The organism is Streptomyces sp. NPDC104106 (assembly GCF_055584345.1).
Genome location: NZ_JBVJMF010000020.1, coordinates 12,599 through 30,546 on the forward strand (window position 1 = coordinate 12,599; position 17,948 = coordinate 30,546).

14 protein-coding genes and 3 pseudogenes are annotated in these 17,948 nt (G+C 69.4%); 7 read left to right on the forward strand and 10 right to left on the reverse strand.

All coding sequences use genetic code 11. The annotated features are described in order from the left end of the window. Positions 1–606: 606 nt before the first annotated feature. Positions 607–2,085: an alpha/beta hydrolase gene (locus tag ACZ60X_RS34655; RefSeq protein WP_469607192.1), complete on the reverse strand. Its 1,479-nt coding sequence runs from the start codon at positions 2,083–2,085 to the stop codon at positions 607–609. A 291-nt stretch (positions 2,086–2,376) separates the two neighbouring features. Here ACZ60X_RS34655 and ACZ60X_RS34660 point away from each other — a divergent pair, with 291 nt between their 5' ends. Next, positions 2,377–2,526, forward strand: coding sequence for a hypothetical protein (locus ACZ60X_RS34660; protein WP_469607194.1), 150 nt, complete (start codon positions 2,377–2,379; stop codon positions 2,524–2,526). Between the two features lie 222 nt (positions 2,527–2,748). Continuing rightward, complete coding sequence (locus tag ACZ60X_RS34665; protein WP_469607197.1) at positions 2,749–3,705, forward strand: S66 peptidase family protein; 957 nt, start codon at positions 2,749–2,751, stop codon at positions 3,703–3,705. A gap of 88 nt (positions 3,706–3,793) precedes the next feature. Here ACZ60X_RS34665 and ACZ60X_RS34670 read toward each other — a convergent pair whose 3' ends face one another. Both ACZ60X_RS34670 and ACZ60X_RS34675 read right to left on the reverse strand, forming a co-directional pair. After that, the gene (locus ACZ60X_RS34670; protein WP_469607201.1) at positions 3,794–4,318 is read right to left on the reverse strand and encodes a transposase; all 525 of its coding nucleotides are present in this window, start codon (positions 4,316–4,318) and stop codon (positions 3,794–3,796) included. Between the two features lie 131 nt (positions 4,319–4,449). Then, positions 4,450–4,586 (reverse strand): annotated as a pseudogene (locus ACZ60X_RS34675) (rod shape-determining protein); the annotation flags it as partial. A gap of 65 nt (positions 4,587–4,651) precedes the next feature. Between ACZ60X_RS34675 and ACZ60X_RS34680 the strand changes: the two are divergent. Then, positions 4,652–4,843 carry a hypothetical protein gene (locus ACZ60X_RS34680; RefSeq protein ID WP_469607503.1) on the forward strand — a complete coding sequence of 64 codons (192 nt, stop codon included), beginning with the start codon at positions 4,652–4,654 and terminating at the stop codon, positions 4,841–4,843. On the opposite strand, the gene ACZ60X_RS34685 is transcribed toward ACZ60X_RS34680, so the two are convergent. From ACZ60X_RS34685 to ACZ60X_RS34695, 3 genes are all read right to left on the reverse strand, one after another. After that, positions 4,806–5,686 (reverse strand): IS5 family transposase gene (locus ACZ60X_RS34685; RefSeq protein ID WP_469607477.1). Its coding sequence is split into 2 segments (ribosomal slippage): positions 4,806–5,599 and positions 5,599–5,686, totalling 882 coding nucleotides; the frame shifts between segments, so codons are not numbered across the junction. The two genes, ACZ60X_RS34680 and ACZ60X_RS34685, sit on opposite strands and share 38 nt — an antisense overlap. Before the next feature lie 322 nt (positions 5,687–6,008). Then, positions 6,009–6,884 carry a PhzF family phenazine biosynthesis isomerase gene (locus tag ACZ60X_RS34690; protein ID WP_469607204.1) on the reverse strand — a complete coding sequence of 292 codons (876 nt, stop codon included), beginning with the start codon at positions 6,882–6,884 and terminating at the stop codon, positions 6,009–6,011. Positions 6,885–7,554: 670 nt separating this feature from the next. Continuing rightward, a complete protein-coding gene (locus ACZ60X_RS34695) occupies positions 7,555–8,247 on the reverse strand; it encodes a DUF4232 domain-containing protein (RefSeq protein ID WP_469607206.1) in 693 nt (230 codons plus the stop codon). 509 nt (positions 8,248–8,756) lie between these two features. Between ACZ60X_RS34695 and ACZ60X_RS34700 the strand changes: the two genes are divergently transcribed. Continuing rightward, entirely contained in the window at positions 8,757–9,230 is a 474-nt protein-coding gene (locus ACZ60X_RS34700; protein WP_469607209.1) for an FCD domain-containing protein, read from the forward strand. Positions 9,231–9,736: 506 nt separating this feature from the next. Here ACZ60X_RS34700 and ACZ60X_RS34705 read toward each other — a convergent pair. The 3 genes from ACZ60X_RS34705 to ACZ60X_RS34715 all read right to left on the reverse strand — a co-directional run bounded on the left by ACZ60X_RS34705 (position 9,737) and on the right by ACZ60X_RS34715 (position 12,565). Continuing rightward, positions 9,737–10,342 carry a hypothetical protein gene (locus ACZ60X_RS34705; RefSeq protein WP_469607211.1) on the reverse strand — a complete coding sequence of 202 codons (606 nt, stop codon included), beginning with the start codon at positions 10,340–10,342 and terminating at the stop codon, positions 9,737–9,739. 207 nt (positions 10,343–10,549) lie between these two features. Next, the gene (locus tag ACZ60X_RS34710) at positions 10,550–11,077 is read right to left on the reverse strand and encodes a hypothetical protein (RefSeq protein WP_469607214.1); all 528 of its coding nucleotides are present in this window, start codon (positions 11,075–11,077) and stop codon (positions 10,550–10,552) included. A gap of 717 nt (positions 11,078–11,794) precedes the next feature. Next, a complete protein-coding gene (locus ACZ60X_RS34715; RefSeq protein WP_469607480.1) occupies positions 11,795–12,565 on the reverse strand; it encodes a class I SAM-dependent methyltransferase in 771 nt (256 codons plus the stop codon). Positions 12,566–14,242: 1,677 nt separating this feature from the next. Here ACZ60X_RS34715 and ACZ60X_RS34720 point away from each other — a divergent pair. The 3 genes and pseudogenes from ACZ60X_RS34720 to ACZ60X_RS34730 all read left to right on the forward strand — a co-directional run. Then, positions 14,243–14,368, forward strand: coding sequence for a hypothetical protein (locus ACZ60X_RS34720; protein WP_469607216.1), 126 nt, complete (start codon positions 14,243–14,245; stop codon positions 14,366–14,368). Positions 14,369–14,386: 18 nt separating this feature from the next. Then, the gene (locus ACZ60X_RS34725) at positions 14,387–15,613 is read left to right on the forward strand and encodes a cytochrome P450 family protein (protein ID WP_469607218.1); all 1,227 of its coding nucleotides are present in this window, start codon (positions 14,387–14,389) and stop codon (positions 15,611–15,613) included. Between the two features lie 447 nt (positions 15,614–16,060). Next, positions 16,061–16,775, forward strand: a pseudogene (locus ACZ60X_RS34730) (winged helix-turn-helix domain-containing protein); the annotation flags it as partial. A 37-nt stretch (positions 16,776–16,812) separates the two neighbouring features. Here ACZ60X_RS34730 and ACZ60X_RS34735 read toward each other — a convergent pair. Further along, positions 16,813–17,863, reverse strand: a pseudogene (locus tag ACZ60X_RS34735) (aldo/keto reductase). Positions 17,864–17,948: the final 85 nt, after the last annotated feature.

The following is a 17,948-nucleotide window of genomic DNA, read 5'->3' on the forward strand; positions in this document are numbered from 1 at the left end:
CAACCCGCGCTCCGCCAGGCGCCAGGCTTTCGACCGCGGCCCCTCGACCTTCGCCGGCGTCGTCCCAAGGCGCAGCTCCACGCCACCACTTGGCTCGAAGCGGCCTGTTACCTGTGGATCGCTGCTGTTCGCGCACGCCCAGAACCCGCTGACGGTCACCGGCAGCCCTTTCCGCCGCCAGAGCGGCACCGCCGAGCCCGGCATCGGCGCGAGCAACGGCGCCGCTTCCTCCTCCGCCTCGGCCGTGTCACCACAGCGGACTCCGCTGCAGAGACTGCCAGGGCCTCGACCAGTTCCTCCCTCGCGAGCGACGCCAGGCGGGCCGGGGAGGGCATCTGCCGGTCCTGCGGCGAACGGCTGAGGCCAGGAGCCCGGCCCGGGGCGGAGTTCTGTTCGTCGGTGTGTCGGTCCAGGCAGTTGCGTCGGGAACGGCGGTTGCACGAGCGGCTGTCGGCGAGAGCACTCCGGCCCGCGTACTGACCGACCTGCGTGGCCAGTACGTCACCAGGACCATCATCGACCGCCCCGGCAACCGCCCGTTCAAGCTTGCACTGCAAGCGAAGGATGCATTTCACGCCCTGGCCCGGCGCTGCGGCCAGGGTGCGCTCACTCGCAGTAGACGTCCGCCCCTGGCCGCCGGCCGGTGGCCAGGAACCGCGAGACCGTCTCGTCTCCGCAGGCGTTTCCGTTGGCCAGGTATGCCTCGTGACCGGTGGAGTTGACGGTGACCATGACGGCACGGCGGCCCAGGGCGGTACGGAGCTTGAGGGCGCCGCTCAGCGGGGTCGCCACATCGCGCTCGTCCTGGACAAGCATGATCCGGCCGACCGGTCCGCGGTCGGTGATCCGCACCGGCGCCTGTTCCGGCCGCCACGGCCAGGCGGCACATACCATTGCGTTGCGCGGCATACCCGCGGTCAGGGGGTACTTGGCGCGACTCTCGTCAACGGCCTTCTGATAGAAGTTGGTTGACCGAGGCCAGGCGACGTCGTTGCAGATGGTGGCGGCGGCCACGCCGGTGATGTTCTGCAGCACGGTGTCCGGGGGCGACTGCGGTGCGGGCGGAACCGTGCCCTTGCGAGCGGCCAGGATCAGCTGGGCCAGACCGGCGTAGTCGTCGGGGTCGTAGAAGCTGTTCAGCATGGTCTGGCGCAGTACGTTGCCGTTCAACTCCGCCGGATTGGCGCCGGGCCAGGGGATCGGGGCGCGGTCCAGGCGAGCGGCGAGGCGGAGGAAGAGCGGGCGCACCTCGGCGGCCGTGCCGGCCAGCCGGTACGGATTGCCGGGCGCGGAGGCCCACTTGGCGAACACGGGGAAATTGTCCTCGACGCCCACCTCGAACGCGGCGAGCCAGGCGCGCTCTGCCCTGACCGGGTCAGGGTTGCCGTTGCTGTCGAGGACGACGCGGTCTGTGCGCTGCGGGAACAGCTGGGCGTAGACCGCGCCGACGTATGTCCCGTACGAGACGCCCCACGCCGACAGGCGGCGCTCCCCCAGCGCGGCCCGGATACGGTCGATGTCACGGGCGTTGTCGACCGTGCTGATGTGCCGCATCAACGCGCCGCCGTTGCGGGCGCACGCGTCCGCCATGCGCCGGGCAGTGGCCATGTTCCCCGTGACCGATCCGTCGGCGTCGGGCCAGGGCCGCAGCGCCGTCAGGGCGAGGTCGCCGTGGTCGACCCCGCAATTGACTGCGGTGGAGGGCGCGTTGCCACGCGGCGCGAGCCCGATCAGGTCGTACTGGTCCCGCACGGCCTGAGGAAGCTTCTGCCCCTTCCCGGACGGGTCGTCGAGGCTGTCGCCGCCCGGCCCGCCGGGGATGAGCAGCAAGGCGCCCCGGCGCGCCGACGGCTTCTCGCTGCGGATGCGGGAGAGGGCCAGGTCGATCTTCGGGCCGTTCGGGTCGGCGTAGTCCATCGGCACTGCGAGGGTCGCGCACTCCTGCCGGGGATCGAGGCCAGTGCCCTCACACCTGGCCCAGTGCAGCGGGCCACCGGCACTGGCTGAGGCCGTGACCGGCGCGATCAGGCCGAGGACGACGGCGGTGGCAGCGAGAAGTGAGGCGTTGCGAATGCTCTTCGTCATGGCCAGAGCCTCGCTGATTCTCGTCGGCCCTCCCATCCGGTCAACATCCGTGTTTCCAGGGGGCTTACCCCCACCCCCCGGCTCGGGTTCGTCACACGTCCCGACGGGCCATGGAGAGCATCTGTGACCATCGCCAGGACCCCGACGCCGTGCCCGGTGCCGTAGTCCCGCCCCCTACTGTGTCCCCGTCGAAGCCCGCCGCAGCGACAACACCGGCGTCACGCTGCTCCGCCTCGGCCCCTGCACCCAGGCCTGGCTCGCCTCCCGCGACGGCGACCGACTCGACACCGGTTGGAGGGCCGGCCGGCCACAGTGATCCTCGGCTTCACCGTCACCGCGAAGGACGCGCCGTTCCACGTCAGCGACCACGAGAGCCACGCCGACCCGCACGGCGACGACATCACCTCGCTCGTCGGACGTCATCGAAGGGTGGGCGCGTGACCGCCACGCGCCCCGTACGAGATCGAGACCGGTGAGGACGCGGCCGACCACGGGTTCATCACCCATCGCACCGCGCAGAGGACGGCAGTCGCTTAGCGTGACTCTGTCGCGCCTTTGATGGTCGAGGTCGGCTGCCGGGAGTAAGCCAGGACTTGGACCGGGGCCAGGGTCTGTTGCGAACAGCAGATCTCGGCCGCGGGTGATCAGGCGCAGAATCATCGGATGGATGACTACCAGAATCCGCTGTCGTTGAGGGCGCCGCGCTTACGGCCCGGAGATCGCGTGCGGATCGTCGCTCCTGCCTGTCCGCCGAGTCGGGAAGAAGTCTCCCGGGGCGTTGACCTGCTCACCTCCTGGGGCCTTCAGGTCGAGTTAGGCGAACACATCTTCGATCAGTGGGGCTACATGGCCGGCCGCGACGAGGACCGCGTCTCCGACCTGAACGCGGCGTTCCGCGATCCGGGCGTCCGCGCCGTGATCGCCGCTCTGGGTGGCAAAGGCACCTACCGCATCGTCGACGACCTCGACACCGACGCCCTCAGACGCGACCCGAAGCCGGTCGTCGGCTTCAGCGACATCACCCACATCCACCTCGCCCTGTGGTCACGATGCCGCCTGGCCACACTCCACGGCCCCTTCGCCAAACGCGACGACACATACACCGGGCCCGCCTCCGCCGAGTCCCTGCGCCGCGCACTGATGACCACCGACCCTGTCACCCTCCACCGCGACCCGACCGAGGCCACCGCGGAAGTCACCGTGGACGGCACGGCGACGGGCATCCTGATGGGCGGCAACCTCAGCGCGATCCGCACGGAGACCGGAGCCGGCCTGCCCAGCCTGCACGGGGCGATCCTCTTCCTCGAACACCAGAGAGGAACCGGGCTGGGCGAGGTCGACCGAGCACTGACCCAGCTCATCCGCTCCCGGGCGCTCGACGGTGTGCGTGGCGTCGCCCTCGGCCAGTTCCTCGGCTTCGAACGCGATGCCGACGATCCCACGCTGGGCGGATGGGGCGTCCACGATGTCCTGCGCGACCGGCTGTCCGCACTCGGTGTTCCAGTCCTGGGCGGGCTCCCCGCCGGACACGGCAACCACCCCCCGACGATCCCCCTTGGTACCCAGGCGACGATCGATACGGCCACGGGAACGCTGACCGTCCTCTCGGCCGTCGTCTAGGGCCTGCGTGTTGTGAAGGTGCTGGTCACAGCCACTCGTTGAGGACTGCGACCAGCACGGTCGCCTCGTAGCGGACGGCGAGCCTGTCCTATCTCGTGGCCACGGCCCGATTCTGTTTGAGCCGGTTGGTCCTGCATTCGACCGCATGCCGCTGCTTGTAGTCGGTCTTGTCGAGCGTCGGCGGCCCTCCGCCTCGGGAGCCGAGTTTCTGACGGTTGCGGACCCTGTCCGCAGGAACCAGGATGGTCGCCTTGATCCCGCGTCGTCGCACGTAGGCCCGATTATGGCGGGACTCGTACGCTTTGTCGGCCCGCACCCGGTCCGGGCGCCTGCGGGGCCGGCCCCGACCGAGTCTGGGCACCCGGATCGCTTCCAGGACCGGTTCGAACTGTGGCGAGTCACGCCGCTGACCGGCCGTGATCACAATGGACAGCGGCTTCTGCCCCTGCTCGACGGCAAGATGACCTTGGTGGTCAGCCCACCCGGGAGCGGCCAAGACTGTGGTCGGCTGGCTCGACGGCAATGCCGCAGGGCGGCTCCTCTTGCAGGTCCCCCTTTTCGCCGCCCCACCGGCATGCTGGTGGGCCCGGCAGACGGTGGAGTCGGCGCTCACCTCCCAAGGTGATCAGGCCCTTCGCGTCTGCCTCGGCCTGGAGCTGCGTGACGATCCTGGCCCAGCTGCCATCACGCTGCCAGCGGTGGAAGAGGTCATAGACCCGGTTTCAGCGACCGTATCGATCCGGCACATCCCTCCAGGGAGCACCGGTCCGCGTCCGCCACCGTATGCCGACCTGTTCCTCGATCGCCTTGCGGACCTCGGCGGCCGAGATGACCACGGTCTTGGGCAGCCCGGACACGCGTACGCGAGCCCTCCGTGACGTGAATCCACCGGGTCCATTTCCTGGTAGTCCCTGGCCAGCATGTCGACCAGGTCGAGCATCGGCAGGTGGCTGTCGAGGAGGGCGTCGGCACCGAAGCGGTGGGCCACCTCGGCATAGGCGTGGTGGTCCTCCATGTTGCGGTCCCCAAGGAACTTCACGAGGTCGTCCAGGGGGTGATCTTCGCGCAAAAGCAAAGGCCATCGGGTGGGTTCACCGTGATCAGTTCAGCTGCCGGGCTGCGTCACCTGCGGGCCTGATGAGCATGGCAGCGAGGTGGAGTGCGGCCTGGTAAGCGATGGCGAGCTTGGCCGTCCGCAGGGCCGGACCACGCCACTGCTTGAGCCGATTGACGCATCGTTCGACCGCGTTGCGCTGCTTGTACGCCTCGGCATCGAAGGCCGGCGGGTGACCGCCGGTGCGACCTCGCCGCAGACGGTGACCAACCTCATCGGACGGCTGCGGGATGACGGCACGGATCCGTCGCCGGCGTCGCTGCCCACGGATCGCACTGAACGCATACGCGCGATCCGCCGGGACGGCCTCCGGGCGGGTCCTCGGTCTGCCACGTCCGCTCCGCGAAACGCGGATGCCAGCCATGACGGCCTCGCAGACCGGTGCGTCGCTTGCCTGGCCTGCGGTGACACGGAGGGCCAGGGGTCGTGCATAGCTGTCGAGGGCGAGATGGACTTTCGTGCTCAGGCCGCCGCGGAAGCATCCCAGCCCGTGATCGCCTGGCTCGGTGCGGTCCGAAGCCTCCTTTTCCTCGCTCCAGCGGCATGGTCGATGTGCCCGGCAGACGGTGGAGTCCACCGACACGGTCCAGCCGATGTCGTCGCTTTCATCGGCCGCTGCCAGGACTGCGGCGAGGATCCGTTCCCAGGCGCCGTCCACCGCCCACCTGATTGGCCGTTTGTCAGCAGTTTGGCACGAGCCGAGCTCGGCCGGCAGGCCACGCCATGGCGAGCAGGTGCGGTCCTTCGACGCGATGGCCTCCAGCGTGCGGCGGTGGTCGGCCATCGCCGTCCACGGACCGGATCGCCCGGCCTCAGCGGCTCGATCCGGTCCGTCATCGCATCAGTGATCACTAACCGGACAGACAGACACATCCGATCAACTGATCACTCGTCAAAGGGACATGCCCTAGCGGCGCGGTCCACCAAGGGCCGGTGTCAGCCGTGTCCGGACCGCCCTCGGTGCATCGGCTCCCGCGAGAGCGCCCGCAACGTGGTTTCCTCCGTGAGGACTACGCAATTTGCAAGTCGCAGCCTTCGTTCCCGCGGTGCTGGCGGGTGGGGTTGCACGGCAGCGGCCCGCTGACGGGGACCTGGCTCGCGCTCGGCTGTGCCAGGTGGATGAGGGAGGTATAACCGCCGTCGACCAGGCGGCCTTCGACGAGTTCCACGACACGGGTTGGCTGGCACGTCAGCTGATGCGGGCTCCCGTGCCCCCGACACGGACGCGCGGGTCACCGGAGCGGAGCGTCACCGTGAGTTCGCCAGGGCGGCCCAGGTCCTCGCCCTGGTGCAGGGTGAGGACGGCGTCGTGGGGGACCAGGCCGAACTCACGGGCGTAGGCGCCGAACGCCGCGGCCGCGGCGCCGGTTGCCGGGTCCTCGACGACGCCGCCGACGGGGAACGGGTTGCGGGCATGGAAGACGGTGGCCGACTCCCGCCACACCAACTGGACCGTCGTCAGGTCCAAGCGGTGCATCAGGGCTTCGAGGCGCGCGAAGTCGTACGCGAGATCTGCGAGGCGCCCGCGGGTCGCCGCTGCGAGAACGAGATGGCGGGCACCGGCGAACGCGACGTGGGGCGGGAAGGCCGGGTCGAGATCGGCGGCCGGCCAGCCGAGCGCTGCGAGCGCCTCCGCGAGGTCGGCGTCGGCGATCTTCTCGATGTGCGGCTCGACGCTGGTGAGTGTGGCCCGGACGATGCCGCCCTCCTCGGTCACCTCCACCGGCACGGCGCCGGCGCGCGTCGCGAACAGCAGTTCCCCGGGGCCTGTCCGCTCGGCGAGCGCGACGGCTGCCGCGACGGTCGCGTGTCCGCAGAACGGTACCTCGGCCTTGGGGCTGAAGTAGCGGATGCTGTACGCCCGTCCCTCCTGGCCGCCGAGGCCCTGCGGGGGCGGGGTCAGGAACGCGGACTCCGAATATCCGAGGCCGGCGGCGATGGCCAGCATGTCGCTGTCGTCCAGGGCGGTGGCGTCCAGAATGACGCCGGCGGGGTTTCCGCCGGCGGGGGTGCTGGAGAAGGCGGTGTATCGCAGTACCTCGGGGCTCGGTGCATTCGTCGTCATATTCGCGACAACGCGGGGCGGCCCCGCGGCTATTCCTGGACACGGGTGGAGGCGGGGACGTGGCACCGGAACAGACGAATGGTCGTTGACAGGCACGGGCCCCTACGACGGGCCGCACATCGTTACGCCCGCCCATCCCGAACCGGCCTCCGTGCCGGCATCCTCCCCCACAATCCAGCCGCAGATGTGGATCTTCATGGTTGAAGGGCGGCTGGGCGCCGGTAGTGGCTGCGTTGAGCGGGGGCTTGATGACGTCGGGGCCGAGTGGACCAGCGCAGTGGACTGTGGAGGTCGCGGGTGGGCGGTGCGGTCACGGTGCGGAACAGCCGCTGGAACTCGTTGCAGAAAGAGGGCGCAGGCTGAGGCGCGGGCTCGACACCCTCGCACAACTGACCGAAGGGGGCCAGTTCCTTTACAGGGCCGTGATCGCGGCCGCCGTCAGCGCGGACCGGCCGGCCACGAGTCGGCAGGATGCTGGTGCCGAGCACCACGCGGCCGCGCTCGCGTGGCGTCACGCGAGCGCCCCGACGCCACACAGTGCTGCAAGGTCACGGGGCCCTCCGCCCGCGCCAACAATGCTGTGAGTCAATACATCTTGCCCCTTGAGGGATGGCCAAGGTCCCAGTTGGGCAGGGCGGTTGGCCATCAGCGCGCAGGCCGCGCACCGCCCCTACTTGGTCGTGTGTGTGGGGTAGACCGCGACGTCGGTGTAGGCGCCCTTGATCTTCCCCGCACCCGCCGGCCACTTCAGGCTCACGGTGTGGGTCTCGTTCGGCGGTGTCACCAGGATGTTGGTCGGGGACGTGAGGCTCTTGCCGGTGTTGTCGATCTCGTAGGCGAGGTCGAAGACAGCGGCGTCGCCGGGCTTCAGGATCGTGATACGCGGCTGGGCGTGGCCGCGCTCGATGGGGCTCGAAGTGTGGTCGGCGTCCTTGATGTCGACGCCCGCGAAGCCCGTCGCCGAGCAAGTGGTCGAACCCCGGTTGACCATGGTGATGTCGATCCTGCCGGAGGTCTTGTCGGGCGCGGCGTCCCGGGCGTCGATGGCCAGGTCCGCCGTCTTGCAGAACGTGACCTTGCCGCCGGACTCCTTCGTGCCGTTCCCGCCGCCGGCGCCGCCCTCGGTGTCCTTGCCGGAGCCCGTCTTCGCGCTGCCGGAGCCCGCCGTCGCGCTGCTGGCCCCCGAGCCGTCGGAGCCCGAGCCGCCGTCCGACTTCGAGCCCCCCTCCGAGGACGAAGGAGACGCGGACGAGGAACTCGTGGAGGACGAGTCCTTCCCGGAGCCGTCGCTGCCACAGGCGGTGAGCGAGAGGGTGGCGGCGACGCCGATGGCGGCGAGAGCAGTGACGCGGGTGTACTTCACGGTGTTCCCCCAGGACTAGCGCGGTGCATGCGGTCGGAAGTATTTGTATCCCGCACCGAGTTACAGGCGGTCCACCGCGACGTCTTCGTTCTGTCACAGGCGCATTGACCGAAGACTCCGACGAGGCGTCATCAGCCTCGCCCGAGTGGTGACCAGGCGGCGGAGCGACTCGATTCCACGTAAGCCGGGGCACATCAGGGACGCCACGAAACGGGGGTCCGGCCCTTGGTGCCGGAGTCGGCCGGGCTTCAGGAGCAGAGGCAGGCAGCCGCAGGCCATTGCCACCGCCAGATGCTGAACGCGATCCGCTACCTGGTCGCGGCCGAATCTTGTGGAGGGCGATGCCCACGAATTTCCCCGCAGGGGGCCGGGCGCGTGGCAGCGCTGAAGGACAGCTACGGCGCCAGCAGCGAAGTCCTGCGGGAGGCGCTGGCCCGGATGGTTGGCCGGGGACTGGCGACGTTCGCGCCGCAGCGAGGCTTCCGAGTGGTCACCGTCTCCTCCAGCGTTTGCAGGAGCTGACCGAGGCCCGCGTACTCATCGAAGCCCACGTGGCCCGAGAGTCCGTCACCGCCGGCACCATCGAGTGGGAGTCCGATCTGCTCGCGGCGCACCACCATCGCGCCCGCACTCCGGTCTTCGGCGACGACGGCACCATCGACGAACGCCGGCCGACCGCCCACGCCCGCTTCCACCGCGTCCTGCTGGAGGGGCGTCCCACCCGACCACTGCGGGACATGGCATTCCAGTTGCGCGATGCCGCGAAGGTCTACCGCTGCTGGGCCCGTACGCCGGCCGAGAACAGCCACCGTGATGTCACCGCAGAGCACAGGACGATCCGCGATCGCGCCATGGCCCGGGACGTGGCGGGCGTCGTGGAGGCACTCAGCCGGCACATCAACCTCACAACACGACTGCTGCTGGATGATTACGAGCAGCGTGAAGAGGACCACAAGCAGGGCCCGGGCTCCTCCGCCGCGTAGCGGCCAGGCCCGGAAGAGCGGGTGGAGCGCCGGTCCGTTGCCCGGGCGACGCCGTCCGGTCCGTCGTCACGCCCCTCGGCGGTGATCCGGCCGATGGCCGGGATGACCTGTCGCCGACTGGCCAGGCGGCGGAAGGGCGAGGTCGCCGACCATCTCGGTTATGACAAGCGTGGCGGCCGGGAGGTACCAGGCGCTGACAGTCCTTCGACAGGCATCGCCGTGCCGAAGAGGGTACGGAGTCACGCTGCACCCGCCGGACCGCCACGAAGCCCGCTGAAGCGGCGCCAGTCGTGTGACGGGCCTCAATGGTCTGAAGGACCCAGCGCATCCGCTCCGAACCGCATGAGAAGGACCCGGTCGAGACGAAGTTGCACACCGCAGTCCGCTCGGGCAAGGTCACGCTCGCCGCGGCGCGGTACGCGATCGCGACTGGCTGGATCACCGCCGCGCAGTCACTCGCGCTGAACTGACACCCGCGCCCCTGCGTACGGCGAAGTGCCCCGGCCTCAACCGGGACTGACTGTGGTGTCGAGCGTCAGGTGGATGGCCTGCTCGTGCAGGGCGGCGGCGCTGATGACCGCAACCGTCTCCTCCCCCACCGCGGCGAGCGTAGCGATGTAGTCGCCGCATACGAGCCGCTGAGCCTCGACCGCCGATCCGCCCACGACCAGCCGGCCTGTTCGGGCACTCGGTTTGCTCGGCAGCCGGATCGGCCCGTCAGGCGAGGAGTTGAGGAGGAACTCACGAAGGAGCGCATCGGGCTCCAGGGTCGAGAACACGCGGACGTGCTCGGGCAGACGCCGCTGGCTGGTGACCTGCACCAGCACGGTGCGCTCCTCGCAATATCCGAGGTCGATCCGCTGGAGGAGACCGTCGACCGATCTTTGGCCCACCCGGCGGCGCCATCCGGGCTCCGGCCGCGCGAGAACAGCCACCGGTCGGCCGAACTCCCGCAGGATGTCCTGCCAGATGCGATCGGCGGGACGGTCCGGCCGGGCAGAGCTGTAGAACACGACGACCCCCTCCTGGACGGTCACAGGACCCGGCGCATTCAGCTCCGGGCCGAGGGCAGCTCGTTCTCCGCAGGCCTCGACCGCGCCGGCTTCCGCCACGTCCCTCGCCTTCGCCGCTGCGAGGGCGAGACGACGCCCGCCGGTCCGCGTGAAGGTCCGACTACGACGGGATGCTGGACCGTTTTGGCGTCCGGATGCAATCGAGCGACGGAAAGCTCCTGCGGTCCTCCCCTTGAAGTGGCCGCAAAACCCAGCGGATCGGTCGGCTCCGACCATGCCGTGACTGCCGGCACGTCGTGTCGCCGCTCAGCAGGCATCACCGAAGCGGCCGGTGTCCCAGTTCCCCGCCTGGCCGTTGTCGAACTCGTGGGACCACCCGACCATCCCGCACGAGCCGGAACTCCAGTAGTCGATCGTCGCCACCGGCTCGATCGCGTCGTGATAGAAGCCGGATGTGTCGATCGACATGGCGGGAGTGTCGGCCCAGCCGCCCCTGCTGTAGATCGAGTCCTGACTGATCTGGGTGTAGCCGTAATCCCGGCCAGAGAACAGATCGTGCATCTTGATGGTGACGAGGGTGACCACGTCACTGGTGGCGAGGTTCGTGACGTGGAACTCCGCGTAGACCTTACGGCAAGACGAGTAGTAGCCCAGGTAGAGCACGCCGATCTGACTGCCCCCGTTGTTCGTGCCCCGGTTCAAGGACACGGGAGAGCGGAGCGCCACCGGGTTGACGCACGAGGCAGCCTGCGCGGGTGACGCCGATGTCGCGGCGAGGCCGCCCACGGCGAGTGCTACGGCTGCGACGGCGCGTATCAAACGATCGAGCTTCATGGAGACGTTGCCTTCCCGTCGGCGGATGCACACGCGACGGAGCAGTCTGCCGAAGCCCCCGCGCTGGCGATTTCATGTTCCAGGGGCCGCCGATGGACCGCAAGAGCGGCGGCAGGCGATTTCGGGCCTGCCTGCTCCGGTTGTACTCGGCCGTCACGTTGGGGACACGCAGCCGTCGGTAGTTGCTCAAGGCAGGACACCCTGCGCGCGGGCCGGAGGCCCTGTCCGAGCACACCGGTGTCCCCGCCCGCACCATCAGCGGGATCCTCAGCCGTCACCAAGCGCCGCCGCTGTCCGCTTGCGACCCGCCGAGCCGTCGCGGCGGCCGGCCGGGGGGCGTGTTCGATGACGGTTGGGGGTGGAACCACACAGTCTCAGGTCAGACACCACTACTCACACCACGAACGCTCGCTGAACGTCAGACCCGGGACGCGGGACTGGCCGAACGGGGTAGTCCCCATGGCGGTCCAGTCGGTTCTTCATCGGCACCGCACCGCGGAGGGGAGGGGGAGAGCGGGGCCGGATACCGCGCGGTGGCACGGCGCCACGGGCCGGGATCTGCGCCCAGGGCCTGCACCCGACGCCGGGCGCCTTCGGGTTCCGGTGGAGCAGGCGACCCGCGTCGTCCACGCGGCGGCGGCAGGCGCCACGCCGGCGCTGATCGGCGAAGAGCTCCTGGAGCGGGACCTGACCACTTCCCAGGGCTGGTTTCCAGCCTCAAGCGGCCTCCAGGACGAAGAACAGAAAGCAGAGGAATGCGGTCGCCGAGGGCAGGTTCCCGAAGATCTCTTCGAAGACTTCGGGGAAACGCTCGCGGGCGCCGGGTGCGGGGGGCGGTTCGCTGATGACGGCTATCCGGAATCCGGCTTCGGTGAAGGCGCCGGTCATCGCGTGCAGCGGCCGGTGCCAGTACGTAAGCGCCGCGTTCTGGCCGTTGAAAGTGTACTCCTCGGACCATTTGCTGGTCGCGAAGTAGTCGGCATGGGGATGCTGCGGCCTGTAGACGAAGGGGTGGTTGACGGCCACGATGAGTCGGCCGCCGGGCGCCAGCACACGCCGCAGTTCGGCGAGCGGCGCCTTCCAGTCTTCCAGGTAGTGCAGGACCAGGCATGCGATGGCATCGTCGAACGCGCCGTCAGAAAAGGGCAGAGGAGCGCCGCCCAGGCCGGCCCGATGCAGGGCCGCGTCCTCACCGAGCCGCTGCCGGGCCAACTCCAGCATCTTCGTACTGGGGTCGACGCCGGTCACGAGGGCGCCGCGATCGCGCAGCGCCTCGATCACGGGGCCGGCGCCGCATCCGACGTCAAGGATCCTGTGCCGGGCCACGTGCCCGGCCAGGTCAAGGATCGCGGGCCGCGCGTAGTAGCCGTTATGGAGGTCCGACTCACTCTCGGCCGCGTACGCCTCGGCGAAGCTGTCGTAGTCGTCGGCCACAGCCTTTCCACCGTGCTCGGCAGATACCGGGGGATCGGAAGACATGTGGGTCATCCTGGCATGGCCCACATGTTCGCGGCGGCGCTTCTTGGTCACCCGCATCTGCCTGGTCCTTGGCCGCGGGAGTTAGTTCCGAGGCTCCGGACACACCGGGGCAACGCCTTGCGCACCGTGCGGAACTCGACCCGGTACTTGCGCCCGACAGCGCGAATCGACTGTGCGCTCCCCTCGACGCTGGAGGCCCTCGGCCGGCATGGATCCGGCTACCGGGCCGACCCGTGGACTGAGGAACTGCGGCGGATCGCCGTGCAGAACTACTGGGGGTCAGGTCAGCGCGGGCGGGCACGGCCAGTAGCCGACACACAAGCGTCTCGATGGACTGTGAACCGGTCCCTCCGGTGTCGGCCTGCACAGCGGGCCTGTTGTGCCCCGTCAACACCGGATTCTCTGCGGCCGAACCGCTTTACGAGAGACGTGCGACCGCTTTCGTTCAATGGCCCATGCGTATCGATCTACACGGTTGCGCATTATGTGGGTGTGGACACCCGTCAAGATCGCGCTCGCATAGATGGAGACACTCAGGTGGCCCGTGATGGTGGTGATCCTGGTGTTTCTGTGCAGCTACATCACGCGGAGCATGATGTCTTGTGCGGGAATTATGATCGAACAACGCGCGGACCATCGCGTATTCCCTATCACTCCGCGCCACTGGACAGAGGATCTCGTAACCGCGGGTCTGAATGCCAACCGATAACTCCCCTGAAATAGCAGCAGATGGCTCGCCCCATCCAGCCTCGCTCCCGTCCCGAGCACGGGCCAGTCGTCGGTCCCGTGATGGCGGCGACCCCATCACGGGCGACCAGGTCCCGTGGCCGCGGCGCCAACGGCTCCGGGACCATGGTTCGTCGCCGCTGCCCTCGAATGACATATTTTCCGGGCCAGCTGGGCCATCAGCCGCTCGCCGGTGCAGCGGGCCACGTGGGCGTCTTTCGTGCATCTCCTTGATCAGCGGCATGAGATGTTCGCCGGGAGCCGACGGCGCGATTTCGGCTGGTTTCTGTGGGCGGAGTACGTCGTCAGCGGTGGCCAGTCGGTCGTCGCGCTCGCCGCGGTCTGCCTCGGCCTCGGCCTCTGCCTGGCGGACGCAGCCGCGCCATACCCCTTGTGGGCGCCAAGGCCCCTCACGACGTGGACGCTTGGCCGGCCGGTGGCGCGGCCCTCAGACCGCCTACCAGCACGTGTGCGACACCGTCGGCGCGCTCGTCACGGTGGAACTCACCCCGGCCGCCCTGGCTACCCTGGTCGCCGACAACGAGCTCGCCCACCGGCTCCCGGACGACCCGGTGCCTTTCCCGGCCGACCCGCGGGCTTGGCAGCAGGCGAATCCCGATATCTGCCCGGTGCTGCCGATGACGGAGTGGCGGCCCCACGCCCTGCCATCGGTCGGCATCCCACACGACGGCTGCAGCGCCGCTGGCAGGACCGCCCTCGCGAACCTCGGCCAGCACGCTCTGCGCGCGTGGGCCGAGACGGCCACGGACGGCACATCGCCGGGTTGCGGCCGCGGAGCCGTGCTGATCACCCTCCACGGCGCGGGCATCGAGCCGCTGACGAACCTGATCGCCAACACGCTCCTGCGGCCGGTCACCAGCCGGAGCTTCTCCGGGACACGCACGCCGGAGACACCTCGGTCCGCGACGCCCCGGACGGAGTCCTCCACCGCGCCCGCCCTTGGCGAGCTACGGGTCACTGCCCGAACTCGACCTCTCCTGGGTGCCGGACGAACTCGTCTGGCGCCCCGGCCCGTTTCACCGCTCGCCCGCCACTCTGCCCGAGGCCTTCCCCACCGCCCACTGACGCCGAAGGAGCACGCACATGTCCGAGAAGATCCTCGTCCTGGATCCCACCGGCTGCGACCCGCACGCCGAGCACAAGGCCCTCTACGCACGCGGCCCCGCGACCCTCGTCGACATCCTCGGGGTGACCGCCTGGTCCGTCAGCGACCCCGACCTGCTCAAGCAGCTCCTGACGAGTCCGGACGTCTCCAAGGACGGCCGCGCCCACTGGCCGGGCTTCGCCGACACCGTCGCCACCTGGCCGCTCGCTCTGTGGATCAACGTCGAGAACATGTTCACGGCCCACGGCGCCAACCACCGCCGCCTGCGCCGCATGATCGGCCCCGCCTTCTCCGCCCGTCACATCGCCGCTCTCGAACCCGTCGTCGAAGACCTGGTCGCCCACCTCCTCGACGGCCTCGACCGCCTTCCGGGTACCGAGGCGGTCGACCTGCGCGAGCTTTTCGCCTACCCGCTGCCCATCGCGGTCATCGGCCGGCTCATGGGTGTCCCCGAGGACCACCGGCACGGCTTCCGGGCCTTGGTCGACGGTGTGTTCGCCACCAACCTCTCCGCCGACGAGGCGGCTTCGAACGCCACGGCTCTCTACGGGCTGCTGGACGAACTGATCGCGGCCAAGCGCGCCCAGCCCGGGGACGACATGACGTCGCTGCTGATCGCGGCCCGCGACGAGGAGGGCGACGGCCAGGCACTGTCGGACACGGAGCTGCGCGACACGCTGCTGCTCTTGATCAGCGCCGGCTACGAGACCACGGTCAACGTCATCGACCAAGCCGTCACCGCTCTGCTCACCGACCCCACCCAACTCGCTCACATCCGCACCGGCCGCATCGGCTGGTACGCGGTGGTCGAGGAGGCCCTGCGCCACGAACCGGCCGTCAAGCACCTGCCGCTGCGCTACGCCCTCACCGACATCGCCCTGCCCGACGGGCAGAAGATCGCCAAGGGCGACGCCATCCTCGCGTCCTACGCGGCCGCCAACCGCCACCCAGGCTGGCACAGCGAGCCGGACCGCTTCGACGCCACCCGGCCCTGCGGGGACCACCTCGCGTTCGGCTACGGCGTCCACTTCTGCCTCGGCGCACCCCTCGCGCGCCTTGAGGTGGCCACCGCCCTGCGCATGCTCTTCGGCCGGTTCCCCGATCTCCAACTCGCTGTCCCCGCCGCCGACCTGCCCCTGCTGCCCTCCCTGATCAGCAACGGCCACACCCGTCTCCCCGTCCGCCTGCGACCGGCCGGCTGCTGAAAGGGGCCCGGGCGCTTGGTGACCGTCAGCACATGCCATGTCAGTGTTCGGCCATGCGCTGCCCGAGCCCGTGCGGCCGACCGCCTTGATCCGCCAGTCGGTGAACGTGACCTTCGACGTACTGATTCGGCCGGCCGAGGAGGGTTCGGGCCGTGTTCTGCCGTCACCGTGCCAGACTGCTCGCCGAGGGCACCTGGCCGGAGACCCTGACGAGGGCCGTGCTGGTGTCGATGGGCTTGCCGGCGGCAGCCGTAGCGGAGGTAGCGGACTTGGCAAGAAGGCGACGGCTGTGGTGCCGGCACCCCCCGTCAGCCAACCGCATGACCCCGCCCATCACCAAAACGCCGTATGCCACACCCCGGTTAGGCTCAAGAGGCCCTTCGGCCGAGGTCCGTGCGCTTCAGATCGCCGCGACGCGACGTGGCGCTGCAAGGTACTGAACGTGCCCAGATCGCCAGCCCGGAGCGGGAGTTGGGAGCGCGGCCCGCCGGCCCACGGGTGGGCGGACCAGCGGTGGACGCTCACACGGATCAAGACCGTGATCGGTTGGCTGTTCCACGTCTCTCCCACGGTCGAAGGTACCTGGCGGCTGCTGAGGCGGCACGGCTGGAGCTGACAGCGGCCGGCCCGGCGAGCGCATGGCTCGTCTTCGCGGAGAGGCCGGGCAGTCGATGGCTCCGCCGCGTTCCAGGACCTGGGGCCGGATCGGTCGGACCCCGGTCGTGAGGGTGAGGGGGCAGGGCTCCGGGCGGGTGTCGATGGCGGGCATGACCTGCTACGAGCCCGGGGAGCGGTCCCGGCTGATCAGTGCGATCTGCGAGTACCACGGTCGTGAGGACGAGCGAAGGGCTTTGGCTGGTGGCGGGACTTCCGCGAGGTGATCGTCCGAGCCCGCATCCCGCTCGGCGGGCCGATCGTTCCGGCCTGGGACAACATACGCCTCCACCTCACCGCGGGTATGAAGCACTTCATCGACGCCAACACCGAGTGGCTCACTGTGTTCCAGCTGCCCACCCCCGCACCCGACCTCAGCCCAGCCGCGAAACGCAAGTTGAAGATGCTGCACCACCGGCCACAGGTGCTCGACGGTTGCCCCACCGGCACGGGCCTGACGCTCGACGCTTGCCCCAGCTTGGGACGTCATTATTCGTCGGCTCAGTGACATCCCCGCCCTGAAGACCGACTGGAACCGCCGCGGTTCACCAGGAGACGGCGCGGCGTCGGCGCTTGGAATCGGCAAGGACGGCCGCACCGTAGCCAGTGTCGTCGGGATTGAGGTCAACTCCGGGCGCCACGACGCCGTCGACGCGGTCGAGCACTGCGGGCTCCAGGACGATGTCCGCTGAGTTCAGCTGGCTGCGCAGGTGTTCGGCGGTGCGGGGACCGATGACCGCTGCGGTGACTGCGGGGTGGGTGGTGACGAACGCGAGTGCCAGCTGGATCAGGGTCAGGCCGGCTTCGTCGGCGATCCGGGCGAGTTCGGTGGCGGCGTCGAGTTTGGCCTGGTTGCCCGGGACATCCAGGTCGTAGTGGGAGAGCGTGGTACGGAAGGGCATCGTCCGAGTGCGGTGGCTGGACGGGTCGGCCGCGTCCCGATGCCAGCGGCCGGACAGCCAGCCCCCGGCCAGCGGGCTCCAGGCGAGTACCCCCATCCGGTAGGTCTCGCAGGTGGGCAGCACATCGGCCTCTACGCCCCGGGCCAGCAGGGAGTACGGAGGCTGTTCGCAGACGAATCGTTCACGTTGCCGCCGCTCGGCGGTCCACTGCGCCTGCACGATGGCCGAGGGGGAGAATGTCGAAGACCCCGCGTAGCGGATTTTGCCTGTGCGGACCAGGTCGGACAGTGCGCTGAGGGTCTCGTCGACGTCGGTGGCGGGATCGGGCCGGTGCACCTGGTAGAGGTCGATGTATTCGGTGTCCAGGCGGCGCAGACTCTCCTCGCAGGCCCGGACGATCCAGCGCCGTGAGGCGCCACGTTCGTTGAGGCCGGGGCCCATCGGGCTCGACACCTTGGTTGCCAGGACCACCTCGTCGCGCCGTCCGGCGATTGCCTTCCCTACGATGGCCTCGGACTCACCGCCCGAATACACGTCGGCCGTGTCGATGATGTTGACGCCCGCATCGAGCGCCGTGCGGATGATGGCGATCGAATCGTCGTGGATCGGGGTTCCCCCATTTCCCGAACATCATCGAGCCCAGGCACAGTGAGCTGACCTGGACCCCGGTACTCCCCAGCGTGCGGTACTGCATGGCGTGGACGGCCCTTCTCTGGACGCGGCAGTGCGACGGGAGGGCCGGCAGCCACCTGTTACCGTCCCGATTAACGGAGCCGGCT